The 22095-nt window shown below is 67.0% G+C and carries 20 protein-coding genes; 5 read left to right on the top strand and 15 right to left on the bottom strand.

Features of this window, described 5'->3' with window-relative positions; genetic code table 11:
* Positions 1 to 37: 37 nt before the first annotated feature.
* Genes ACOYJQ_RS06570 through ACOYJQ_RS06555 form a run of 4 tightly spaced genes read left to right on the top strand, consistent with a single transcriptional unit; the run spans position 38 to position 5129 of the window.
* Positions 38 to 1288 carry a sarcosine oxidase subunit beta family protein gene (locus tag ACOYJQ_RS06570; RefSeq protein WP_433457238.1) on the top strand — a complete coding sequence of 417 codons (1251 nt, stop codon included), beginning with the start codon at positions 38 to 40 and terminating at the stop codon, positions 1286 to 1288.
* 22 nt (positions 1289 to 1310) lie between these two features.
* Complete coding sequence (locus tag ACOYJQ_RS06565; RefSeq protein ID WP_433457237.1) at positions 1311 to 1583, top strand: sarcosine oxidase subunit delta; 273 nt, start codon at positions 1311 to 1313, stop codon at positions 1581 to 1583.
* Positions 1580 to 4543: a sarcosine oxidase subunit alpha family protein gene (locus ACOYJQ_RS06560; RefSeq protein ID WP_433457236.1), complete on the top strand. Its 2964-nt coding sequence runs from the start codon at positions 1580 to 1582 to the stop codon at positions 4541 to 4543. The genes ACOYJQ_RS06565 and ACOYJQ_RS06560 overlap by 4 nt, the downstream gene beginning before the upstream one ends.
* A 16-nt stretch (positions 4544 to 4559) precedes the next feature.
* Positions 4560 to 5129 carry a sarcosine oxidase subunit gamma family protein gene (locus ACOYJQ_RS06555; RefSeq protein WP_433457235.1) on the top strand — a complete coding sequence of 190 codons (570 nt, stop codon included), beginning with the start codon at positions 4560 to 4562 and terminating at the stop codon, positions 5127 to 5129.
* A 44-nt stretch (positions 5130 to 5173) separates the two neighbouring features.
* On the opposite strand, the gene ACOYJQ_RS06550 is transcribed toward ACOYJQ_RS06555, so the two are convergent.
* From ACOYJQ_RS06550 to ACOYJQ_RS06495, 12 genes are all read right to left on the bottom strand, one after another.
* A complete protein-coding gene (locus tag ACOYJQ_RS06550; protein ID WP_433457234.1) occupies positions 5174 to 6049 on the bottom strand; it encodes a DMT family transporter in 876 nt (291 codons plus the stop codon).
* A 2-nt stretch (positions 6050 to 6051) separates the two neighbouring features.
* Positions 6052 to 7557: a class I adenylate-forming enzyme family protein gene (locus ACOYJQ_RS06545; protein ID WP_433457233.1), complete on the bottom strand. Its 1506-nt coding sequence runs from the start codon at positions 7555 to 7557 to the stop codon at positions 6052 to 6054.
* 21 nt (positions 7558 to 7578) lie between these two features.
* Positions 7579 to 8742, bottom strand: a complete 1164-nt coding sequence (locus tag ACOYJQ_RS06540; protein WP_433457232.1) for an acyl-CoA dehydrogenase family protein — start codon at positions 8740 to 8742, stop codon at positions 7579 to 7581.
* A gap of 13 nt (positions 8743 to 8755) precedes the next feature.
* The gene (locus ACOYJQ_RS06535; protein ID WP_433457230.1) at positions 8756 to 9469 is read right to left on the bottom strand and encodes an ABC transporter ATP-binding protein; all 714 of its coding nucleotides are present in this window, start codon (positions 9467 to 9469) and stop codon (positions 8756 to 8758) included.
* Entirely contained in the window at positions 9466 to 10236 is a 771-nt protein-coding gene (locus ACOYJQ_RS06530; protein WP_433457229.1) for an ABC transporter ATP-binding protein, read from the bottom strand. Before ACOYJQ_RS06530 ends, ACOYJQ_RS06535 begins: the two co-directional genes overlap by 4 nt.
* The gene (locus ACOYJQ_RS06525; RefSeq protein ID WP_433457228.1) at positions 10233 to 12086 is read right to left on the bottom strand and encodes an ABC transporter permease; all 1854 of its coding nucleotides are present in this window, start codon (positions 12084 to 12086) and stop codon (positions 10233 to 10235) included. The genes ACOYJQ_RS06530 and ACOYJQ_RS06525 overlap by 4 nt, the downstream gene beginning before the upstream one ends.
* A gap of 130 nt (positions 12087 to 12216) precedes the next feature.
* Positions 12217 to 13425: an ABC transporter substrate-binding protein gene (locus ACOYJQ_RS06520; protein WP_433457227.1), complete on the bottom strand. Its 1209-nt coding sequence runs from the start codon at positions 13423 to 13425 to the stop codon at positions 12217 to 12219.
* Positions 13426 to 13488: 63 nt separating this feature from the next.
* On the bottom strand, positions 13489 to 14337 hold the full coding sequence (locus ACOYJQ_RS06515) for a MaoC/PaaZ C-terminal domain-containing protein (protein WP_433457226.1): 849 nt from the start codon (positions 14335 to 14337) through the stop codon (positions 13489 to 13491).
* Positions 14334 to 15083, bottom strand: coding sequence for an enoyl-CoA hydratase/isomerase family protein (locus ACOYJQ_RS06510; protein WP_433457225.1), 750 nt, complete (start codon positions 15081 to 15083; stop codon positions 14334 to 14336). Before ACOYJQ_RS06510 ends, ACOYJQ_RS06515 begins: the two co-directional genes overlap by 4 nt.
* Complete coding sequence (locus tag ACOYJQ_RS06505) at positions 15076 to 16476, bottom strand: amidase (RefSeq protein ID WP_433457223.1); 1401 nt, start codon at positions 16474 to 16476, stop codon at positions 15076 to 15078. Before ACOYJQ_RS06505 ends, ACOYJQ_RS06510 begins: the two co-directional genes overlap by 8 nt.
* Positions 16469 to 17230, bottom strand: coding sequence for an SDR family NAD(P)-dependent oxidoreductase (locus ACOYJQ_RS06500; protein ID WP_433457222.1), 762 nt, complete (start codon positions 17228 to 17230; stop codon positions 16469 to 16471). Before ACOYJQ_RS06500 ends, ACOYJQ_RS06505 begins: the two co-directional genes overlap by 8 nt.
* Positions 17220 to 18086, bottom strand: coding sequence for an alpha/beta fold hydrolase (locus ACOYJQ_RS06495; RefSeq protein WP_433457221.1), 867 nt, complete (start codon positions 18084 to 18086; stop codon positions 17220 to 17222). The genes ACOYJQ_RS06500 and ACOYJQ_RS06495 overlap by 11 nt, the downstream gene beginning before the upstream one ends.
* Positions 18087 to 18209: 123 nt before the next feature.
* Here ACOYJQ_RS06495 and ACOYJQ_RS06490 point away from each other — a divergent pair, with 123 nt between their 5' ends.
* Positions 18210 to 18842 (top strand): TetR/AcrR family transcriptional regulator, encoded by a 633-nt coding sequence (locus ACOYJQ_RS06490; RefSeq protein WP_433457220.1) that lies wholly within the window; start codon positions 18210 to 18212, stop codon positions 18840 to 18842.
* A gap of 104 nt (positions 18843 to 18946) precedes the next feature.
* Here ACOYJQ_RS06490 and ACOYJQ_RS06485 read toward each other — a convergent pair whose 3' ends face one another.
* Genes ACOYJQ_RS06485 through hutG form a run of 3 tightly spaced genes read right to left on the bottom strand, consistent with a single transcriptional unit; the run spans position 18947 to position 22081 of the window.
* Positions 18947 to 19519 carry a HutD/Ves family protein gene (locus tag ACOYJQ_RS06485; RefSeq protein ID WP_433457219.1) on the bottom strand — a complete coding sequence of 191 codons (573 nt, stop codon included), beginning with the start codon at positions 19517 to 19519 and terminating at the stop codon, positions 18947 to 18949.
* A gap of 57 nt (positions 19520 to 19576) precedes the next feature.
* Positions 19577 to 21262 (bottom strand): urocanate hydratase, encoded by a 1686-nt coding sequence (gene hutU, locus ACOYJQ_RS06480; protein WP_433457218.1) that lies wholly within the window; start codon positions 21260 to 21262, stop codon positions 19577 to 19579.
* A gap of 18 nt (positions 21263 to 21280) precedes the next feature.
* Positions 21281 to 22081: an N-formylglutamate deformylase gene (gene hutG, locus ACOYJQ_RS06475; RefSeq protein WP_433457217.1), complete on the bottom strand. Its 801-nt coding sequence runs from the start codon at positions 22079 to 22081 to the stop codon at positions 21281 to 21283.
* Positions 22082 to 22095: the final 14 nt, after the last annotated feature.

Raw genomic sequence — 22095 nt, 5'->3', positions numbered from 1 at the left:
GCGGTCCTATCAAGAGGTATCAACCGGGATCAAGCAGATGCGCTATTCGGCACTTTCGATCTTTCTGAACGGCCTGAGGGGCAACGCGGGCTGGAAGCCGGCCTGGCGCGAGCCGAAGCCGAAGCCCCGTTACGATGTCGTCATCGTCGGCGGCGGCGGGCATGGGCTCGCGACGGCCTACTATCTCGCCAGGGAGTTCGGCATCACCGACGTGGCCGTGCTGGAGCAGAGCTACATCGGCTCCGGCAATGTCGGCCGCAACACGACGATCATCCGCTCCAATTATCTCCTGCCCGGCAACAACCCGTTCTATGAGCTGTCGATGAAGCTCTGGGAGGGGCTGGAGCAGGACTTCAACTTCAACGCGATGGTCTCCCAGCGCGGCGTCGTCAACCTCTACCACTCCGACGCCCAGCGCGATGCTTACGTCAGGCGCGGCAACGCCATGCGCCTGCATGGCGTCGACGCGGAGTTGCTCGACCGTGAGGCCGTCCGGGCGATGCTCCCGTTCCTCGATTTCGACAACGCCCGTTTCCCGATCAGGGGCGGGCTGATCCAGCGGCGCGGCGGCACGGTGCGGCACGACGCGGTGGCGTGGGGCTATGCGCGCGGCGCCGACAACCGCGGCGTCGACATCATCCAGAACTGCGAGGTCGTCGGCATCCGTCAGGAAGGCGGCAGGGTCGTCGGCGTCGACACCACGCAGGGTTTCATCGGTTGCGACAGGCTGGGGCTTGCCGCCGCAGGCAATTCCTCCAGGGTCGCGGCAATGGCCGGGCTCCGGCTGCCCATCGAGAGCCACGTCCTCCAGGCGTTCGTCTCCGAGGCCCTGAAGCCGTTCATCGATTGCGTCGCGACGTTTGGCGCGGGGCATTTCTACGTCTCGCAGTCCGACAAGGGCGGCCTCGTCTTCGGCGGCGACATCGACGGCTACAATTCCTATGCCCGGCGCGGCAACCTCGCGACCGTCGAGCATGTCGCCGAGGCCGGCAAGGCGATGATCCCGGCGCTCTCGCGCGTGCGCGTGCTGCGCGCGTGGGGCGGCATCATGGACATGTCGATGGACGGCTCGCCGATCATCGACCGCGCCCACCAGGACAATCTCTATATCAATGCCGGCTGGTGCTACGGCGGCTTCAAGGCGACGCCCGCCTCCGGCTTCTGCTTCGCCCATCTCATCGCCAGAGGGGAGCCGCACGACACCACGCGGCATATGCGGCTCGACCGTTTCGCGCGCGGCTGCCTGCTCGACGAGAAGGGCCAGGGCGCGCAACCGAACCTGCACTGAACGAGCACGAAGGAGCACGCCCATGGCGAGCCTCATCCCCTGCCCCCATTGCGGGCGGCGACCGAAGGAAGAATTCACCATCAAGGGCGCGGCGCTGGAACGCCCCGCGCCGGACGCGGGCGAAGCGGCGTGGATGAACTACGTCTACCTGCGCGACAACCCGCGCGGCGCCTACCGCGAATACTGGCACCACACATCCGGCTGCCGGCGCTGGCTGATCGTCAGCCGGGACACGGCGACGCACGCGGTGACGGGCGCCGAAGACGCCGCCGCACGGAAGGGAGGCAAGGCATGAACCGTTTCCGCCTGGCAAGGGGCGGTCTCATCGACCGCTCCCGGCCGCTGTCCTTCACCTTCGACGGCAGAAGCATGCGGGGTTTCGCCGGCGACACGCTGGCCTCGGCCCTGCTTGCCAACGGCCGGCGCCTCGTCGGCCGCAGCTTCAAGTATCACCGCCCGCGCGGCATCCTGACCGCCGGCGCGGCGGAGCCGAACGCCCTCGTCACCATCGGCCGGGGCGGGCGCACCGAGCCGAACACCCGCGCCACCGTGCAGGAACTCTACGACGGCCTCGTCGCGACGAGCCAGAACCGCTGGCCCTCGCTGGATTTCGATATCGGCGCGGTCAACGGCGTCCTGACGCCCTTTCTGGGAGCCGGCTTCTACTACAAGACGTTCATGTGGCCCGCCGGCTTCTGGGAAAAGGTCTACGAGCCCCTCATCCGCAAGGCGGCCGGCCTCGGCAAGGCGGCCTGCGAGGCCGATCCCGACAGCTATGAGAAAAGCTGGGCGCATTGCCACCTGCTCGTCGTCGGCGCCGGCCCCGCCGGCCTCGCCGCCGCCCTCACCGCCGGCCGCGCCGGCCTGCGCGTCATCCTCGCCGACGAGGGAGCGCAGCCCGGCGGGTCGCTGCTGTCCGAGACGGCAACCATCGGCGAGAAGCCGGCGCAGCAATTCGCGGCGGATATCGCGGCGGAACTCGCAAGCCTGCCCAACGTCCGCATCCTGACCCGCACCACCGTCTTCGGCTGGTATGACGACAACGTCTTCGGCGCCGTCGAGCGCGTTCAGAAGCATGTCGCGACGCCGTGGGCCGATGCGCCGGTCGAGCGGCTCTGGCGCATCGTCGCCACGCAGGCGCTTCTCGCCACCGGGAGCGAGGAGCGGCCCATCGTCTTCGGCGGCAACGACATTCCCGGCGTGATGATGGCGGGTGCGATGCGCACCTATCTCAACCGACATGCCGTCGCCCCCGGCGGAAAGGTTGCGGTGTTCACCACCAACGACAGCGGCTACCGGCTGGCGGCGGATCTGGAGGCGGCCGGCATCATCCCGGCGGCGATCATCGACAGCCGCCGCGACGGCGCTCCCGCTTACGCGGGCGCCGCGCGCGTCATCAGGGGCGGCGTCGTCTCCGATGCGGCGGGCGGGAAGGCGCTGTCCCGCATCACGATCCTCGCCGACGGACGCGACGAAACGCTCGACGTCGACGCGCTCGCGATGTCGGGAGGCTTCAACCCGGTCATCCATCTCGCCTGTCATCGCGGCGGCAAGCCGGTCTGGTCGGATGCGCACGGCGCCTTCCTCGCGCCGCGGGACATCGACGGGCTGACGCTCGCCGGCGCCGCCTCCGGCATCGGTTCCCTCGCCGGCTGTCTGGCGGACGGCGCGGGACGGGCGGCCCGGATCGCCGGCCTTCTCGGGCGCGAAACCCGCCCCGCGACGTTCGGCCCCGTCCCGGACGACGACGCCGGAAGCGCCGGAAAACCGCTGTGGTCGGTGCCCGGCGTCAGGGGCAAGGCGTTCGTGGATTTCCAGAACGATGTCGGGCTCAAGGACCTGAAACTGGCCGTCCGGGAGGGATACGGCCATGTCGAACTCGCCAAGCGCTACACGACGAACGGCATGGCGACCGATCAGGGCAAGCTCTCCAACGTCAACGCCATCGGTCTTCTCGCCGAGGCGCGCGGCCTGTCGCCGGCCGAGGTCGGCGCCACGACGTTCCGCCCCTTCTACACGCCCGTTTCCTTCGGCGCGCTGACGGGCGCCGCGCACGGCAGGCATTTCCAGCCGGTGCGCAAATCCCCGCTGCACGGCTGGGCGGAGAGAAACGGTGCGACCTTCGTGGAAACGGGGCTGTGGCATCGCTCCGCCTGGTTCGCGCGCGAGGGCGAAGGCTCATGGCGCGACAGCGTCGACCGGGAAGCGCGCAACGTCCGTCTCAACGCCGGCCTGTGCGACGTCTCCATGCTCGGCAAGATCGAGATCCACGGCGAGGACGCGGCCGAGTTCCTGAATCGCGTCTACGGCAACGCCTTCCTCAAGCTGCCCGTGGGGCGGGCGCGTTACGGCATCATGCTGCGCGAGGATGGCATGATCTACGACGACGGCACCACGAGCCGGCTGGGAGATCGCCACTTCTTCATGACCACCACGACCGCCTATGCGGCCGGCGTCCTCAACCATCTGGAGTTCTGCGCCCAGGCCCTGTGGCCCGATCTCGACGTGCGCCTGGCCTCGGTGACGGATCAATGGGCGCAGATGGCCCTGGCCGGGCCGAAGGCGCGGACGATCCTGCAATCGATCGTCGACGACGACATCTCCAACGAAGCCTTTCCCTTCCTCGCCGCGCGGGAAGTGAGCCTGCTCGGCGGGGCGCTGCGCGGCCGGCTGTTCCGCATCTCGTTTTCGGGAGAACTCGCCTATGAACTCGCCGTGCCCGCAGGCTACGGCGAAAGCATTGCCGATGCGCTGATGGAGGCGGGACGCACTCACGGCATCTGCGCCTACGGCGTCGAAGCGCTCGGCGTGCTGCGCATCGAGAAGGGGCACGTCACCCATAACGAGATCAACGGCACGGTGGTGCCGGCCGATCTCGGCTTCGGGAAGATGGTATCCGCCGCCAAGCCCGACTTCATCGGCAAGGCGATGGTTCATCGCGAGGGCCTGACGGCCCCGGACAGGCTGCGCCTCGTCGGGGTGAAGCCGCTCGATCCCGCGGCGACGTTCCGCACCGGGGCGCATGTTCTCGAAAAAGGAGCCGAGGCGAGGCTCGAAAACGATCAGGGCTACGTCAGCTCCTCCGCATGGTCGCCGCATGTCGGCTCCACCATCGGCCTGGCGCTCGTCAGGAACGGGCCGGAACGTCACGGCGAGGAAATCGTCGTGTGGAACGGCCTCATGAACGAAACAACGCCCGCCGTCCTGTGCGATCCCGTCTTCGTCGATCCAGCCAACGAGAAACTCCATGTCTAGCCTGATACCTCATTCCGTGCCCGGATCATCTCTCGCCGATCGTCGCCTTGTCAGCCGTCCCGTCCTCGGAACGAAAACGGCCTTCCGCTCCGCCGGCATCAGCCTCACGGCGCTGCCCGAGGGGCATGTCATCCACGTTCTCGGCAAGCCGGGCGGTCCCGACCTCGCGCCGCTGCTGTCGCGGATGACCGGCGGAAAGCCACATGCGGTGCGCGCGGCGAGCCCGGCGCAATGGTTCATCGTCGGTGACGGGCCGCTGTCGGCAACCGATATCGCGCGCGTCATCGATACCCTGCCGCCCGGCGCGGCGGGGATCGACCAGAGTCACGGCCGCGTGCGTATCCGCATCGAGGGATCGATGGTGGAACAGGCGCTCGCCAAGGGAACCGCCGTCGATCTCGCCGTGTCGGCGTTTCCGGTCGGGCATTCGGCCACGACGCTGATCGGGCACCTCCCGGCTCACGTCACGCGGGTCGCGGAAGACGCATTCGAGTTGATCGTGCTCCGAACCTTCGCGGAAAGCCTCTGGGACGACCTCGTCACGATGAGCAACGGCCCCGCGCCCGGCAGGCGGCATCGGCCGTGACGCCCCTGCCGGCCGATGCTCCGGCGGATGAAAACGCGCGGCCGCTATGTCCGGTATCTGAGCGCGGCATACACGCCCCACAGGATGATCAGTATCGCCGCGATTTCCGCCGGATCGGGCATCTCTCCCAGAAAGGCGGCGGCGAGGATCAGGGTAAATGCCGGAACCAGCGATTGAAACAGCGCGCCCTTGATGGCGCCCAGATCGGCGACCGCGCAGGCATGCAGCGCGAGCGCCACGATACCCGTCAAAACGCCCTGCCCCAGCCCTTGCAGCACGAGTTCCCGCGAGGTGGCCGCCAGCATCCGCGCGCCGGCCATCCAGAAATAGACCGGCAGATAAATGAGCGCCGAGAGCAGCGCCACCGTCGCCACCGCCTCCAGCGCGGTCAGGCCGCTGCGCCGGAAGGCTACGCCGTACACGGCCCATAAAAGCCCGCCCGCCAGAAAATAGCCGATGCGATCGCTTCCGCCCGCCGCCATCGCCAGCCACGCAAGGCCCATCAGCGTTATCGCGATGGCGCCGGCCTGCATGCCGCTCAGGCGTTCCCGCAGGAACAGCCTGCCGCCGATCAGCGTGAACACCACGCCCGAACTCGCCGACACCGCCCCGCCGAGCAGCGCCGGGGCGGACAGGAAACCATGGCCGACGACGATCACGAAAAGCGGCCCCACGCCGAGCGTCATCAGCAGGGCAAGCGGCAGCTTCGCCATGGGAAAGGGCGCGCGGCGCACCAGCAACATCAGGATCGGCGCCGCCACCATGAACCGGAGCGCGGCCAGATCGTAAGGATCCAGCCCGCCGGACGTGACGCCGTGCCGGGCAAGGACATACCATCCGCTCCAGATCGTCGCGGCGGCGATCCCCGCCGATACGCCCCTTGCGACGATCGCGGCATTTGCAGGCGTGGGGTCGGTCATGCTCAAACCAGCATCGACTTCTGAACCTTGCCCGACGGAGCGATCGGCAGTTCATCGATGAAGGCGACGATGCGGGGCACCTTGTAATCGGCGACGAGGCCGCGGCAATGAGCGACCACATCCTCCTCGCTCAGTCCGGGATCGGCCTTGACGACCACGGCCTTCACCACCTGCCCGAAAACCGGATCGGGGCTGCCGACCACGGCCGCGGCGGCGATGCCCGGATGGACGAGCAGGGCATCCTCGACCTCTATGGGAGCGATCTTGGCGCCGCCCGAGATGATCTGGTCGCGGTTGCGCCCGACGATGAAGAAATTGCCCTCCTCGTCGCGGGTGACGAGATCGCCGGTCAGGAACCACCCGTCCGTCATCGCGCCGGCGGTGCGTACCGGGTCACGGTAATACGCGCCGGAAAAGCTCGGGCCGCGCACGCGCAATTCACCCACCTCGCCCTCGGCCACGTCGGCGCCGCTCTCGTCCACCAGGCGGATCTCGGTCGGCGCGATCAGGCGGCCGACCGAGCCGGCGGGCGGCCGGCTCTCCGGGCGCAGGCGCTCCTGGCGCAGGTCGAAGGAAAAGATCGGCCGCACCTCGGTCATCGCGTAATAGGGGCGCACCGTGATGCCGATATACCGCCGGCAATCCGCGACGATCTGCTCGTTGAGCGCCGCCCCCGACGCCGCGCACAACCGCAGCGAGGAGACGTCGAAGCGCCGTCCGTCCTTGCGCGCCACGTCCGCCATCATGGCGTACATCGTCGGCACGCCCAGAAAGACCGTGGGCCGCAGGCTCTCGATGGCCTCCAGCGCGAGGCGGGGGTGGAACTTCGCGGCGAGCAGCACGGTCGCGCCGCTCAGCAAGGCGACATAGGTCGCGGCATGAAAGCCGAAGCTGAACGTCAGCGGCAGCGTCACCAGCAGCCGGTCTTCGGGCGCGATGCACCACATGCCGCTGTAGGCGAGGCCCGACGCAAGTTCGTTGGCGTGGGTGGCGGCGACGCCCTTCGGCGTGGAGGTCGTGCCCGACGTGTAGCACAGCAGCGCCAGATCCTCACCCGATCCGGCCTGCGGCCCGGCATAAGGCTCCGCCGCCCTCGCCCGGGCGAGAAAACCGTCGAAGCTCTCGCGCGCCGGCGCCGGCTCCAGCCCGTCGACGGCCCGTTCCACCGTCTGCGCCAGTTCGTCGGCCGAGATCAGCAGTTTCGCCCCGCTGTGCGCCAGAACGTAGTTGACCTCGTGCGGGGCGAAATCCGCGTTCACCGGCACGATGGCGGCGCCGATCATGGCGACGCCCAGATAGAGCGAGAATATCTCGGGCCGGTTCGCCGACAGCATGGCCACACGGTCGCCCTTTTCGACTCCGGCGTCCAGCAGCGCGGTCGCCGCCCGGCGCGCGCCTTCCGCCAGCGCCCCGTAGGAAAGGCTTTCGCCGTTGAACACGAAGGCGGCGTGATCGGGCCGCGCGGCCGCGTGGCGCAGCACCGGCGATACGATATCGGTAAAGTTCATGCTCCTGCTCCTGCCGATCGGTCAGACGAGGCCAAGGCGCTCGGGGCCGTCCGCCTTGATCATCTCGCGCGCGATGATGATGCGCTGGATTTCGTTGGTGCCTTCGGTCAACACGTAGATCGGCGCCTCGCGATACAGCCGCTCGATGGGAAATTCGGCAACGTAGCCGTAGCCGCCCAGAACGCGCATCGCGTCCTGCGTGATCTGCATGGTGGTTTCGGTCGCGAACAGCTTGGCCATGGAAGCGAGCATGTCGGCCCGTCCATACCGGGCCTTGTGGTGCAACGCCTCCTTGAGCAGCGCCCGCGCCGCGACCAGTTGGGTCGCCATGTTCGCCAGATGGATCTGGACCGCCTGATGGCCGGCGATCGGCTGGCCGAAGGTCTCCCGGTCCTTGGCGTATTGCAGGGCGACGGACAATGCCTGGCGCGCCATGCCCAGCGCCGTGCCCGCCATGGCGAGCCGGCCGGTTTCCAGCATCGACAGCACCTGCGGCAACCCCTTGCCCGCCTCTCCGCCCAGCAGGGCATCGGCCCCCAGGCGCACCTCGTCGAAGCGCAGCTCCGCGGTGTCGACGTGCTTGAACCCCATCTTGTCGATGACGCGCGTCACCTCGAAGCCCGGTGTCTGCGGCTCGACGATGAACAGGCTGATCGGCCCCTTGCCGTCGGCGGCGGGCGCGCGCGCGAGAACCATGTGCAGGCCCGCGCGCAGACCGTTCGTGATGAAGGTCTTCTGGCCGTTGAGGATATGGCCGCCATCGGGCTGCGGCGCCGCCTGCGTGCGGATCTGCTTCAGGTCCGAGCCGGTCGAGGGCTCGGTCAGCACGATCGCGCCGCGCCGCGATCCGTCGGCGAGTTGCGGCAGGTAGCGCGCCTTCTGCGCCTCGGTGCCGTAGAGCGCGATGAGCCGCGCCACGGTGCAATGGCTGTTGAGGAAGCTCGGCATCGCGGACCAGCCCGCCCCCAGTTCCTCCATGATCGCCACGTAATCCGCGAGCGGCAGATCGAGCCCGCCGTGGCTTTCGGGCACGACCATGCCGAACAGGCCGAGGCCCGCCATGGCGTCGACGACGTCCTGCGGAAAATCGTCGGCCTCCTCCAGCCGGGCGACGCGGGGCGCGATCTCGCGGCGCACGAACTGCCGCACGCCCTCGACGATAGCGGAGACTTCTTGATCGGACATTGCGTTTTCCTTCCTACATCGTCAGATAGGCGCGGCAGACCGCCTCGTTGGCCGACAGCTCGGCCATGGTGCCCTCGAAGACGATCTGGCCGCGGTCGAGCACATAGGCCCGGTCGGCGAGCGCCGCCGCGAAGGCGAGGTTCTGTTCGGAGAGCAGGATCGTCAGCCCCTGCGCCTTCAGATCGAGAATGAGGCGCGCGAGGCGCTCCACGATCACGGGCGCGACGCCCTCCGAGGGCTCGTCGAGAAGCACCAGATAGGGATTGCCCATCAGGGTGCGCGCGATGGTGAGCATCTGCTGCTCGCCGCCGCTCATGTCCGAGCCGGGGCGATGCGGCATCGCGGCGAGGTTGGGGAACACCTCGAACAGCGTTTCGACCGTCCATGTCGCGGCGCCCTCGCGCGGGGGCTGGCGCCCGAGATCGAGATTCTCCAGCACCGTCAGTTCGGAGAAGATGCGTCGATCCTCGGGCACGAAGCCCAGGCCGCGCCGGGCGATCTGATAGACAGGCAGCTTTTCGATGGACTCGCCGCGCAGCCGCACGGAGCCTGAACGGTTGCGCAGATGGCCCATGATGGCCTTGAAGGTCGTGGACTTTCCGGCCCCGTTGCGCCCCATGACGGCGACGACCTCGTTGGGATGAACCGTGAGATTGACATTGAACAGGATCTGCGCCCGCCCGTATGCGGCGTTCAGCCCGTTCACTTCCAGCATTGGCGTGGTCATTGGCCCATATCCGAGCTTTCGAGGAAGGCGCCGGTGCCGAGATAGACTTCCTGCACCAGAGGGTTTTCACGGATCTCTTCTGGCGAGCCGCTGGCGATCAGCTCGCCGCGCGACATCACGACCACCGCATCCGCATGCTCGAACACGACATCGACGCTGTGCTCGGTGAACAGGACCGACAGACCCATTTCCTTCACCAGCCGGGCGGTGAGGCCCATCAGCTCGTTGCGCTCCTTGGGCGCCATGCCCGCGGTCGGCTCGTCCATCAGCAGCAGCCTGGGGCGGTTGGCCAGCGCCATGGCCAGTTCCAGCCGCTTCACGTCGCCATAGGCCAGAACGCAGCACGCCCGATCCGCCTGATCCAGCATGCCGACCGCCTCCAGCAGCGCGTCCGCCTCCGCGGCGTAGCCGGACATCAGCGGCGACCAGAGCCCCCACAGGCGACGGTTGAGCGAATGCAGCACCATCTGCACGTTCTCGCGCACCGTCATCGATCCGAAGGTCTGGGCGATCTGGAAGGTTCGCCCCACCCCTCGGCGCCATATCTGGCTGGGCGTGTCGCCGGTGATGTCCTGCCCGTGAAAATGCACCGATCCGGTGTCCGGGCGAAGCTGGCCGTTCAGCATGTTGAAGCAGGTCGACTTGCCCGCGCCGTTCGGCCCGATCAGAGCCATCATCTGGCCCGGACCGACCTCGAACGAAACGCCCCGCACCGCCTTGAGACCATAGAACGACTTGCTGATATCGTTGACTGTCAGAGTGCTCATCTCTCACCCTTTCCGAAGCGGCTCATGAATGCGCCCGCAATCCCCTGCGGCATCTTCAGCACGAAGAGGACGATGAAGATGCCGAGTATCAGCCGCCAGTAATCGGAGAGATTGCGGATCAGTTCGGCCGAGACGATGTGGTAGCCGAATGCGCCGATCAACGGGCCGCTGACGGATTGAACCCCGCCCACCAGCACCATCACGAGGGCGTCGACCGTGGTCGCGACCGAAAAATCGGTCGGGAAGACGGAACCGCGGTGATAGGCCATCAGCGCGCCGGCGAGCCCCGCGAAGGCGCCGGCCAGCACGAAGGCTCCCCACTGGATGCGGGCGACGTCGATGCCGATGGCGGCGGAGCGCGCCAGCGAATCCCGGCCGGAGCGGAAGGCGTAGCCGAAGGGCGAATACAGCGCCCGCCGCATCAGCCAGGTGGCAACCACCACCGCCCCGAGCGACAGATAGTAATAGGCGACATGCGAGTTCAGCCAGGCCGGCCGCACGAGGCCGATGATGCCGTTGTCGCCGCCCGTGAACGATACCGTCTGCACCGACAGCGCATGCAGGATCTGCGCGAACGCCAGCGTCAGCATGGCGAGATAGACGCCCTTGAGGCGGGTGCAGAACCAGCCGAACAGCACGCCGCCCAGCGCCGCGACCAGCATCGCCGCCACGATCCCCATGCCCATGGGAAGGCCGAGACGCGTCGCCGCGAGCGCCGCCGCGTAGGAGCCGAGCCCGTAATAGGCCGCGTGCCCGAAGGACACGATGCCGCCGACGGAGAGCAGGAAGTGCAGGCTGCTGGCGAAGATCGCCAGGATGAAGACCTCCGTCATCATCACCTCCACATACACCGGCGCCAGCAGCGGCAGCAGCGCCAGCGTGAGGATGACGGCCAGCGTCGCCTGTTGCGCGCGCCGCGACTGCGGGCGGAAGGGCTGATCGATGGACAGATCGCCCGGACGCTGGGGGATGAGCCGCGCGCCCATGATGCCGTTCGGGCGGAAGATCAGGATCAGCACCATCACGAGGAAGATGAGCACCGATACCGCCTGCGGGAAGAACAGCACGCCGAAGGCGTTGATCACCCCGACCAGCACGGCCGCCAGGAACGCGCCGATGATCGAGCCCATGCCGCCGATCACCACGATCACGAAGGCCTCGACGACGATGTTGATGTCCATCTGGAGATTGGCGGATTCCTTCGGGATCTGCAACGCGCCGGCCAGCCCCGCGAGGAAGGTGCCGATGAAGAAAACGACCGTGAACAGCGTCTTCTGGTTCACGCCGAGCGAGGCGACCATCTCGCGATCCTGCGTCGCGGCCCGGATCAGCCGGCCCCAGCGGGTGCGGTGGGTGAGCCACCACAGCAGCCCGAGAAAGATCGGCCCCACGAAGATCAGCACGATGTTGTATTGCGGGATGCGCTCGCCGAAGATCGTCACCGCACCCCGCAGGCCGGGCACGCGCGGCGCCAGAACCTCGTCCGGCCCCCAGAACTCGAAGATCAGGTTCTGGAACACCAGCACGAGACCGAAAGTCACGAGGATCTGGAACACCTCGGGCGCGCTGTAGATGCGGCGCAGGATCGTGACCTCGATGAGGCAACCGATGGCCCCGACGATCAGGGCGGCGATGAGCACCCCGCTCCAGAAACCATATGCGGTGTTCGGCATGATGCCGATCAACGTCAGGGCGACATAGGCGCCCAGCATGTAGAATGAACCGTGGGCGAAGTTGACGATCTTCGAGACACCGAAGATCAGGGCCAGTCCCGAAGCGACGAGAAACAGCGTCGACGAATAGGACAGGCCGTTCAGAAGCTGAACGAACAGCGTGGATGCGTCATACATGACCTTCGGTCCTCAGTAGCGGACAAGCCCCGCCCGTCGCGAAACGCGCGCGGAAACGGATTCAGGGGCGCAGGTTTCGCGTCTGTCGGCGCTGGTGGCGGCCAGTCGGTGCGACCGGCCGCACCGCCGATCACCGGGTTGCGGCTTCGGGACGCAGCGTCTTCACGACATCGTCCGGCAACTGATAGTCGGCGCCGTCGTAGAACTTCCAGTCGACCATTTTGCCGGCGCCGTTCTCGACGGCGAGCTTGCCGATGAAGAAACCGAAGGTGGATTGATGATCCTGCGGCCGGAACGTCACCGGGCCGACGGGCGTGTCGAACGTTACCCCGCGCGCGGCGGCGATCAGGGCCTCGGTGTCGGTGCCGCCCGCTTTCTCGACGATGGCCTTGATGGCCTGCATCTCGCTGTAGCCGATCAGCGAGCCGACCTTGGGCGACAGGCCGTAAGCCTTTTCGTAGGCCTCGCGGAAAGCCTTGTGCGCGGGGGTGTCGATCTGCTCCGCCGGGTAGCCCGTGACGATCCAGCCCTCCGGCGCCTCGTCGCCGAGAGGCTCAAGGTATTCCGGCAGGCCGGTCAGCACCGAGAAGACCTCGCGCCCCTCGAACAGGCCGCGCATGTTGCCCTCGCGCACGAACTTCGCCAGATCGGCCCCGAAGGTGGCGTTGAACACCGCGTCGGGACGGGCCGCGATCATGGCCTGAACGGTCGAGCCGGCCTCGAGCTTGCCCAGCGCGGGCCATTGCTCGTTGACGAACTCGACATCGGGACGCAGGCGCTTCAGTTCCTGACGGAACCCGGCCACCGCCGACTGGCCGAACTCGTAATTGGGCGCGATCGTCGCCCAGCGTTTCGCCGGCAGTTCCGACGCCATCTTCGCCAGCGCCAGAACCTGGGAATTGTTGCTGTTGAACAGGCGGAACGTGTAGCGATTGCCCCGCTCCCACACCAGCGCATCGCTCTGCGGCTGGCCGACGAGGAAGAAGATCTTGTTGGTATTGGCGAAATCCGCCACCGCCACCGCGACATGCGACAGATAGGTGCCCGTCAGCAGGGCGACCTTCTCGTTGGTGACGAGTTCCTGCGCGGCGCGCAACGCGGCGTCGGGCCGGCCGGTATCGTCCCGCGAGACCACTTCGAGGCGCTTGCCGAGGACGCCGCCGGCCGCGTTGATCTCCTTCACCGCCAGTTCCCAGCCCTTGCGATAGGAATCGGTCGATTGCGGGTTGGCGGAATAGGACGACATCTCGCCGATCCTGATGCTGTCGGCCAGCGCATGGCCGAAAGGCCAAAGCGCCAACGTGAGCGCCATGGCCGTCCTGCAAATGGAACCTTTCATTTATTCATTCCCTCTCTGGTTTGATCTATTTCCAGTATAATTTTGATTTTATTTGTAAAAACGCTATCTCCCGGACGCGTAACGGACCCATCCGTCCTTGAGCACCTGCCGGTCTCCGGCCACGACATCGAAGCCCAGGCCGCCGTCCCATGACGCGGCGCGCACCGTCAGGACGTCGCCGGGCAGCACCGGCGCGCTCAGGCGGGCGGTGGCGGATTGCAGCGCGGCCGGGTGGCTGCCGGACGCCGGCCCGAGCAGCCGCAGGGCGATGCCCAGCGTGCAAAGCCCGTGCAGGATCGGGCGCTCGAATCCGTAACTGCGCGCCACCTCGACATCGACATGCACCGGATGCAGATCCCCTGTCAGCCGATACAGGACCGCCTGTCCGGGCGAGGTCGCGTATTCGGCCACCGGCGTCAACGCGGGCGCGGCATCCGCCCGGACGGCGGCGGGCGCGTTCACCCCTCCCCAGCCGCCGACGCCGGGCAGGAAGATGGAATAGGTGGCGGTGAAGATCTCGCTGACGACCTCGATCTCGACGATGGTGGCCTTGCCCTTGTCCCATACCGCCGCCACGCGCCCCTGTGCGGGGAAACGCGCATTGCGCGGCAAGAACGCGCCGCCCTCGGGCGCGCGGATCCCGGGCGCGTGGATCTCGATCCCTTGGGAAACATGCAGCGATTTCTTCCGGTCATACACGCCCAGATCGCCGCACTGTTCCACCGCCCACAGGCCGAGCGCGCTGACGAGGCCCGGCAGCGGCCGCAGGTCGCGCTCGTACACCAGATCGAGTTCGTCGGCCCCCGCGCCGCAGGCGATGGCGTAGAGGATCGCGTCTCTTTCGGTCCAGCCGATCTCCCGCGTGCCGAGATCGAGACCGATCAGATCGTGAAATGTCTCCGGATGCTTCATTTTTTCGTCCTTGCTTGCCGCAGGGCCTCGCGCCTCTGGTCCGATTCCAGCAGCGTGAGCCGCCGGGCTTCCCAATCCGCAGCCTTGAAGTCAGGGCTTTCGAACGACACGGCGAAGGCCTTCGCCGCATCCTGCGCCAGGGCGGGCAGCGCCGCCGCCGCCGTAGCCAGCGCCAGCGCACGGTCGCGCGCCGCCTCCGCGCCGGGCCGATCCGTCACATGGGTGACGATCCCGCCGAGTTGCGCCTCGGCGCAATCCAGCCGTTCCGCGAGCAACAGCAGCCGGGCTGCGGCGGCGCGGCTGATCATCGGCAGGATCTGCGCGAGCCGCCGCGGATTGTAGAGGATCCCCATCCGCACCGCCGGCAGGGCAAAGACCGCGCCGGGCGTGGCGACCCGGAAGTCGCAGGCCAGCGCCAGATCGAGGCCAGCGCCGATACACGCGCCGTCGATCGCCGCGATTGAAATGACCGCGCTGTCCCGCAGGCTCGCCGTCAGCACCGACATCGCGTCATCGAAGGCGAGATCCGCCGTACTGCCGTCCAGATCCGCGAAATCCGCCCCGGCGGAGAAGACGGGCCCCTCCGCCGCGATGACGACGGCCCGCGCGCCCTCGGCCCGCGCGGCGGCGACCGCGCCGTGCAGCGCCCCGATGAGGCTGCGCGACAATGCATTGCGCCGTGCGCTGCGGGAGAGCACCAGCAGGCGGACGCCATCCGCCGGCGTTTCGATGCGCAGGTCATCCATTGCCGGCCCGCCTCCCGACCTGCAATGCCGCAATCCGTTCGCCGAAGGTCAGCGCCTCCTCCAGATCCTCCGCCAGATCGAGAAGTTGCCCGTCCTGCCCCGTGCGCCCGACGAGCTGGACCGAAACCGGCAACCCGCCGATCGTGTCGCAGGGGATCGCCGCCGCCGGATTTCCCCCGACATTGAAGGGGCTGGTGAAGGGAAACGCGCCCCAAAGGCGGCTGACCTTCCGCCCGTCGATCTCGCGCGGGCGCTCCCCGATGGTAAAGGCCGGCGAGGCTGTCGCCGGCGTCAGCAGCACATCGAAGCCGTCGAACAGCCCGGCGATGCGCGCGCGGTATCCGGCGTGGCGGCTGCGCGCCGCCGCGACCTGCTCGACGCTCAGGCTCGTCGCGGCCGCGCGCAGGCTCGCCAGCGCATAATCGCTCAGATCGTCGCCGCAGTAATCGAGCATGAACCCGCGTTCGCGCCATTCCTCGGCCAGGACGAGCGCATTGAACACCTCGTCCCAGCCGCGCAGATCGAGATCGATTTCCTCGACCTCGTGTCCGAGATCGCGCAGGGCGGCGGCCGCCTTGACCACCGCCGCGCGGATGCCCGGATCCACGGGATGATCGTCGGGCGAGACGCACAGTCCGATGCGCAGCGCCTCGCGAACGCTCCGGCGGCGCAGGTCCTCGTCCGCGAGAACGGACAGGAAGAGCCGCGCATCGGCAACCTCATGCGACATCGGCCCCGCGCAGGCGAACTCGCTCATGGCCCGGAAGCCGCCCTCGTCGGCGCAGAGCCCGTAGCTCGGCTTGAAGCCGAAGATGCCCGTCATCGCCGCGGGAATGCGGATGGAGCCGCCGCCGTCGGCGCCGAGCGCCAGCGGCACGTATCCCGCCGCGACCGACACGGCCGCCCCGCCGCTGGAGCCGCCCGGCGTCGCGTGCAGATTCCACGGATTGCGGGTGACTTGCGGAAGGCGGTTCTCGCAAGTGGCCGACTGGCCGAACTCGGCCGTGTTGGTCTTGCCGACGAAAACCGCCCCCGCCGCGCGCAACCGCCGCACCGCGCCGCTGTCCTCGAACGCGAGGTGCCGGCTGTGGATTCGCGACCCGCGTGTCGTGACGGAGCCCGCGATATCGAACGTATCCTTGATGGTGATCGGAACGCCGGCCAGCGGCGCGGCATCTCCCGCCCGCCAGGCATCCTCGGCCCGCCCCGCCTGGGTGAGAGCCAGATCGTCGAGCACGAGCACCATGGCGTTGAGCGTGTCGTCGCAATCGCGGACCCGTTTCAGCGATTTACGGGCCACCTCCACCGGCGAAAGCTCGCGACGCCGGAAAGCAGCCAGCAGGCTGTGGGCCGAAGGAGCGGCGTCGACGAAAACATCGTTCCTGTCAGGCATGCGGATGGACTCCGCCGCTGACACCGTAGGTTTCGCCGGTGATGTATCCCGCCTTGACGTCATCGACGAGGAACGACACGAGATGCGCGATGTCCTCGGGCCGGCCGAGCCGGTTCACGACCGCCTTCTTTTCCAGATAGCTGTCGAAGAATTCGTCGGGATAGATGCGGCGCAGGAAATCGTTGTAGATCAGTCCGGGCGCGATGGCGTTGACGCGGACGCCGTGCTTGCCGTTCTCGGCGGCGGCGACGCGGGTCAGCGCCATGACGCCCGCCTTGGCCGCGGAATAGGCCGCACCGTGTTCGGTGGTCATTTCCCAGCCGGAAATCGACGAGATGTTGACGATCGCGCCCGAACGGGCCGCGATCATGTGCGGCAGCGCGAAGCGCATGCAACTGAATGTCCCGGTCAGGTCGATGGCGAGGCATTTCTGCCAGGTGTCGAGGGACATCTTGGCGACGGGCTCGATCTTCGACCAGCCGGCGTTGTTGACCAGAACGTCGATCCGTCCGAAACGCTCCGCCACCGCGCCGAACACCGCCTCCACCTCGGCATGGTCGCTGACATCCAGCTTGTAGGACGGGCACTCCAGCCCGCAGACCTGCGACAGCTCCCCGGAGAGCTTGGCCATGCGCCCTTCATGCAGGTCGGTGATCACGACATGCATGCCGTCCGCGGCCAGTTGGCGGGCCACGGCCGAGCCGATACCCGCACCTGCGGCGGCGGTGACAATAGCGACCTTCCTATCGCTCATCTGCTTCTCCCTTGCTTTGAATGATGGTCCCGGCCAGCACGCGGGACAGTTCCCCGGCCAGCAGATCGGGCTGATCGGCCGCGATCAGGTGTCCGGCGTCGGGGATCTCCGCGTAGCCCGCGTCAGGCATGGCCTCACGCAGGATCTCGGCCGCCTTCAGCGGACAGAACGCGTCGTTCTCGCCCTGGATGATATGGACCGGCACGCGGATGTCGCGCAGCCTTTCGGTCATGGGCGCGGCCGCCAGCCCCACCATGGCGCGCGCCGCGTTGACATAACCGGCGCCGTCGCCCACGGCGGCGATCCGCCGTGCGGCAATGGCCGCCAGCTCCTGCCGGTTGCGCAGGACCTGCGCGTCCGTGTCCTCGGCGAGCGCCCGGCGAAACCCGTCGATATCCGACGTGGCCTGCCGGATGCGCGCCTCGAAAAAACCCGCGGCGGCGCGCCCCACCTTGCTCGACGTGCCGATGACGACGGCGCGGCGAACCAGATCCGGGCGCTGCAAGGCGGCCTCCAGAACGACCACCCCGCCCAGCGAGAAGCCGACGCAGACGGCAGGCCCCGTCACCTTTTCCAGATAAGCCGCGAGATCGCCGGCGAGCTGGGATACGGTGCCGTTTCCCTGTCCGACGGTGGAGCCGCCATGTCCGCGCAGATCGAGCAGATGGGCGCGGACGCCTGGGGGCAGGCGAGCCACGACCTGCGACCAGCTTTCCTTGTCTTCGGCCAGGCCATGGACGAATATGACCGGCTGCCCTTCGCCCAAGCGTGCGAAAGCGACGGATATATCGCCCAGCGATACGGTTCCCTTTTCGGAAGCGCGCAAAGCGGCTTCCGGGGCGGATAAGCGCACCATAGCTATCGTTCCCATTCCCCCCGCGATGTTCATCATCGTCGGTTGTCCTTTGATTGGGTTGAGCCTATGCTGGTTGCCTCATAAAAGCAATAGTGATGTCACTTTTTTAAAATGCGTGGAACGATGGAAAAGCTAGCAGAACCGAACCTTCCGCAACCGACCACGCCCAAGGGGCGGGCCACGCTGGCGCGCATCCTCGAAAGCGGCCGTGAAGTCTTCGGCGAGGCGGGATATGTCTCGATGCGCATGAGCGATCTGGCTCAAAGGGCAGATCTGTCGATGGGGGCGCTGTACCGCTACTTCGACAACAAGGATGATGTCTTTCTCGCGATCATCCACAGCATTCACAGCGAACTCTACGCGGCCAGCCGCGGCAGCGACCGATATTCGTTCCGCACCAGCCCCTACGAAGTCATTCTGGAAGCCAACCGCGGATACCTGTCTCACTACTATGCTCACCGCAAGGTCATGCGGGCCTTCATCGAGGCAACCATGGTAGACCGGCGATACAACGACATGTGGTGGTATATGCGGGAGAGCCACATCGTCCGCGTGGCCGCCGCGCTGCGCCGGGATCACGGCATCACGGAAATCGGGGGGAAGCCGGTCAGGGCGTCGCTCGAAGCGCTGGCATCGATGACCGAGCAATCGGCCTATGTGTGGTATGCCCATCCCGGCGACGCCAAGGAGATGATCTCCATCGACGACGCCACACAGATTATCAGCCAGATCTGGTATAGAGCCATATTCCACTAAGAATAATATAATTATTCGGAAATTGAAGAATATTTCAAATAATAATTACGAATATGGCGAATTATTTCGCAGCCTGCCCTCAAGGATATTCTTGAATCACCCGGTCAAACGGGGTCCGGCTCTATTTCGACAAGATAGAACAGAGCGCGTCCGTGTCGCACGTATATTTGCGCGCCGCCGCGATCCGGCATGAGCAGATCAAACGGCTCCATCTCCGCCCGAGGCCCGGCCGCGAACCACGGCGAAGCGCCGATCACCAGCAGCGTATCGGCGTCACTCCGAAGCAACGCCATGCCTTCCACAACATGACGCCGCACCCGATGCGTGTAGCGGCCTCTCCGGCTCATCACGTTCAGGTCGGTTATCGGGCCGCCCAACAGGCGCGCGCCGGTCGGCACGTCCGCGGGAAAGGAATACGGCTCGCTTTCCCGCCGCAGCGTCTTCGCCGGGCCGGCCGCGACCATGAGTTCGATACCCTCGCCCTCAAGCACGGCGAGCGTGCGATCGACGCCGGGAAAGCCCGAGAAGGGACCGTCGGCCGCGACCTTGGCCATGCTCACGCGCCAATCGAAATCATTCACCGATGCCATGGGCGGATGAACGGCGACCTCCAGCGTTTCGCCGCCGCCATTTTTCCACGGCATGCGGCGAAAGTCGCCGTTGCGGATGATCTTCATGCTGCGGCTCCGGGCTCCGGAGAAGGCCGGCGCCCGGCCCTCCCCTTGCGTTTTCATTCAGTTGCCGAGGATGCCCGGCAGGCGCAGGCCCTGCTGCCTGGCGCAATCGACGGCGATCTCGTAGCCGGCATCGGCATGGCGCATGACACCGGTGGCAGGATCGTTCCAGAGAACGCGCTCCAGACGCCTCGCCGCGTCATCGGTGCCATCGGCGCAGATGACCATGCCGGAATGCTGGCTGAAGCCCATGCCCACGCCGCCGCCGTGATGCAGCGACACCCAGGTGGCGCCCGAGGCGGTATTGAGCAGCGCGTTCAGCAGCGGCCAGTCGGAAACCGCGTCCGAGCCATCCTTCATCGCTTCCGTCTCGCGGTTCGGCGAGGCGACAGAGCCGGAGTCCAGATGGTCGCGGCCGATGACGATCGGCGCCTTCAACTCGCCGTTCCTGACCATCTCGTTGAAGGCGAGGCCGAGCCGGTGGCGATCGCCGAGCCCCACCCAGCAGATGCGCGCCGGCAGCCCCTGAAAGGCGATGCGCTCGCGCGCCATGTCCAGCCACTTGTGCAGATGCTCGTTGTCCGGCAGCAGCTCCTTCACCCTGGCGTCGGTCCTGTAGATATCTTCCGGGTCGCCCGAAAGCGCGGCCCAGCGGAACGGGCCGATGCCGCGGCAGAAGAGCGGGCGGATATAGGCGGGCACGAAGCCGGGAAAGGCGAAGGCGTCCGCCAGACCTTCATCCTTGGCCACCTGACGGATGTTGTTGCCGTAGTCGAGCGTCGGCACGCCGGCATTCCAGAAGGCGACCATCGCTTCCACATGGACCTTCATGGAGGCGCGGGCGGCGGCGATTACCGCCTGCGGGTCGCTTTCGCGCTTCGCCCTGGCCTCGGCCACCGTCCAGCCGATCGGCAGGTAGCCGTTCAGCGGGTCGTGGGCGGAGGTCTGGTCGGTGACGATATCGGGACGCGGGCCGCCGGCCTGCATGCGCCGCACCAGCTCCGGGAAGATTTCGGCGGCATTGCCGAGCAGGCCGACCGACTTCGCCTCGCCCGCCTTCGTCCATTTCTCGATCATGGCAAGCGCTTCATCGAGCGATCCGGCCTTTTCGTCGACGTAGCGGGTGCGCAGGCGGAAATCGATGCGGGTCTCGTCGGACTCGACCGCGAGGCAGCAGGCGCCGGCCATCACGGCCGCGAGCGGCTGCGCGCCGCCCATGCCGCCGAGACCGCCGGTCAGGATCCACCTGCCCTTGAGATTGCCGCCGTAATGCTGCCGCCCCGCCTCGACGAAGGTCTCATAGGTGCCCTGCACGATGCCCTGCGTGCCGATGTAGATCCAGGAGCCGGCCGTCATCTGGCCGTACATGGCAAGGCCCTTCCTGTCCAGCTCGTTGAAGTGATCCCACGTCGCCCAGTGCGGCACGAGGTTGGAATTGGCGATCAGCACGCGCGGCGCGTCCTTGTGCGTGCGGAACACGCCGACCGGCTTGCCGGACTGCACCAGAAGCGTCTCTTCCTCGCCCAGCGTCTTCAGCGTCGCGGCGATGCGGTCGAAATCCTCCCAGGTCCGGGCGGCGCGGCCGATGCCGCCGTAGACGACGAGTTCATGGGGATTTTCCGCAACATCGGGGTCGAGGTTGTTCATCAGCATGCGCAGCGGCGCTTCGGTCGCCCAGCTCCGGGCGTTCAGCTCCGGGCCGCGCGGCGCGCGAATCTCGCGAACGTTGTGGCGTGGATTGGTCATGTGCGTCAGTCCCCTGTTCTATTTCTTGAAATCGTGCGCGATGCGTTCGAGACGCGTCAGGATGTGCTTCAGATGCGGGCGCAAGCGCTCCGCCTTGCGCTCGTCACAGGAAAACGGCGGCTCCTCCACCGAGAGATGGGTGGACTGGGCAAGCTCCATCTGGATGGCATGCACGCCCGTTTGCGGCCTGCCGTAGTGGCGGGTCGTCCAGCCGCCCTTGAACCGGCCGTTGAGGATTCCGCTGAACCCTTCCGCACCGGCGACAATCTCGACCACGGCGCGCTCGATTTCCCCGGCGCAGGTCGCACCGCCATCGGTGCCGATGTTGAAGTCGGGAAGCTTGCCCTCGAACAGAAAGGGGATATGCGAGCGGATCGAGTGGCAGTCGTAGAGAATGGCGATGCCGTGGAGCGCCTTGATGCGCTCGACCTCGGCCCGCAAGGCCGCGTGATAGGGGCCATGGAAGACGGCGAGACGTTCGGCGATGTCCTCCGCGCCCGGCTCCGCCCCCCCGTTCCAGATGGGCTCGCCATCGAAATCGGTTCGCGGCACAAGCCCGGTCGTGTTCTGGCCGGGATAGAGGCTGGTGCCGGCCGGATCGCGGTTCGCGTCGATGACGTAGCGGTGGAAGGTGGCGCGGACGACGGTGCCGTCTTCCAGCAGGCCGTCGTACAGATCATGGATATGCCAGTCCGTATCGGCCAACCGCCGGCCGTTGTCGTTCAATCTGCGCCAGATGTCGTCGGGAACATCGGTTCCGGTATGCGGCATGCCGAGAATGACGGGAGATGTGCCCTGTCGGACTTCGAAAACGCTCATCGCTCGATCTCCGT

Source organism: Pseudochelatococcus sp. (assembly GCF_050946405.1).
Lineage (GTDB): Bacteria > Pseudomonadota > Alphaproteobacteria > Rhizobiales > Beijerinckiaceae > Pseudochelatococcus.
The sequence above is the reverse complement of the archived record's forward strand: the minus strand, read 5'-3'. Positions and strand labels throughout refer to the sequence as shown.

What these genes read in the sequence shown, in the direction of transcription:
- ACOYJQ_RS06485 (WP_433457219.1), bottom strand. Translation starts at nt 19,519, where the DNA reads ATGAAGATCATCCGCAACGGCGACTTTCGCCGCATGCCGTGGAAAAAT.
- hutU (WP_433457218.1), bottom strand. Translation starts at nt 21,262, where the DNA reads ATGACCAATCCACGCCACAACGTTCGCGAGATTCGCGCGCCGCGCGGC.
- ACOYJQ_RS06550 (WP_433457234.1), bottom strand. Translation starts at nt 6,049, where the DNA reads ATGACCGACCCCACGCCTGCAAATGCCGCGATCGTCGCAAGGGGCGTA.
- ACOYJQ_RS06510 (WP_433457225.1), bottom strand. Translation starts at nt 15,083, where the DNA reads ATGGATGACCTGCGCATCGAAACGCCGGCGGATGGCGTCCGCCTGCTG.
- ACOYJQ_RS06535 (WP_433457230.1), bottom strand. Translation starts at nt 9,469, where the DNA reads ATGACCACGCCAATGCTGGAAGTGAACGGGCTGAACGCCGCATACGGG.
- ACOYJQ_RS06515 (WP_433457226.1), bottom strand. Translation starts at nt 14,337, where the DNA reads ATGAAGCATCCGGAGACATTTCACGATCTGATCGGTCTCGATCTCGGC.
- ACOYJQ_RS06500 (WP_433457222.1), bottom strand. Translation starts at nt 17,230, where the DNA reads ATGAGCGATAGGAAGGTCGCTATTGTCACCGCCGCCGCAGGTGCGGGT.
- ACOYJQ_RS06525 (WP_433457228.1), bottom strand. Translation starts at nt 12,086, where the DNA reads ATGTATGACGCATCCACGCTGTTCGTTCAGCTTCTGAACGGCCTGTCC.
- ACOYJQ_RS06545 (WP_433457233.1), bottom strand. Translation starts at nt 7,557, where the DNA reads ATGAACTTTACCGATATCGTATCGCCGGTGCTGCGCCACGCGGCCGCG.
- ACOYJQ_RS06565 (WP_433457237.1), top strand. Translation starts at nt 1,311, where the DNA reads ATGGCGAGCCTCATCCCCTGCCCCCATTGCGGGCGGCGACCGAAGGAA.
- ACOYJQ_RS06505 (WP_433457223.1), bottom strand. Translation starts at nt 16,476, where the DNA reads ATGCCTGACAGGAACGATGTTTTCGTCGACGCCGCTCCTTCGGCCCAC.
- ACOYJQ_RS06540 (WP_433457232.1), bottom strand. Translation starts at nt 8,742, where the DNA reads ATGTCCGATCAAGAAGTCTCCGCTATCGTCGAGGGCGTGCGGCAGTTC.
- ACOYJQ_RS06530 (WP_433457229.1), bottom strand. Translation starts at nt 10,236, where the DNA reads ATGAGCACTCTGACAGTCAACGATATCAGCAAGTCGTTCTATGGTCTC.
- ACOYJQ_RS06520 (WP_433457227.1), bottom strand. Translation starts at nt 13,425, where the DNA reads ATGAAAGGTTCCATTTGCAGGACGGCCATGGCGCTCACGTTGGCGCTT.
- ACOYJQ_RS06490 (WP_433457220.1), top strand. Translation starts at nt 18,210, where the DNA reads ATGGAAAAGCTAGCAGAACCGAACCTTCCGCAACCGACCACGCCCAAG.
- ACOYJQ_RS06560 (WP_433457236.1), top strand. Translation starts at nt 1,580, where the DNA reads ATGAACCGTTTCCGCCTGGCAAGGGGCGGTCTCATCGACCGCTCCCGG.
- ACOYJQ_RS06570 (WP_433457238.1), top strand. Translation starts at nt 38, where the DNA reads ATGCGCTATTCGGCACTTTCGATCTTTCTGAACGGCCTGAGGGGCAAC.
- ACOYJQ_RS06495 (WP_433457221.1), bottom strand. Translation starts at nt 18,086, where the DNA reads ATGGTGCGCTTATCCGCCCCGGAAGCCGCTTTGCGCGCTTCCGAAAAG.
- hutG (WP_433457217.1), bottom strand. Translation starts at nt 22,081, where the DNA reads ATGAGCGTTTTCGAAGTCCGACAGGGCACATCTCCCGTCATTCTCGGC.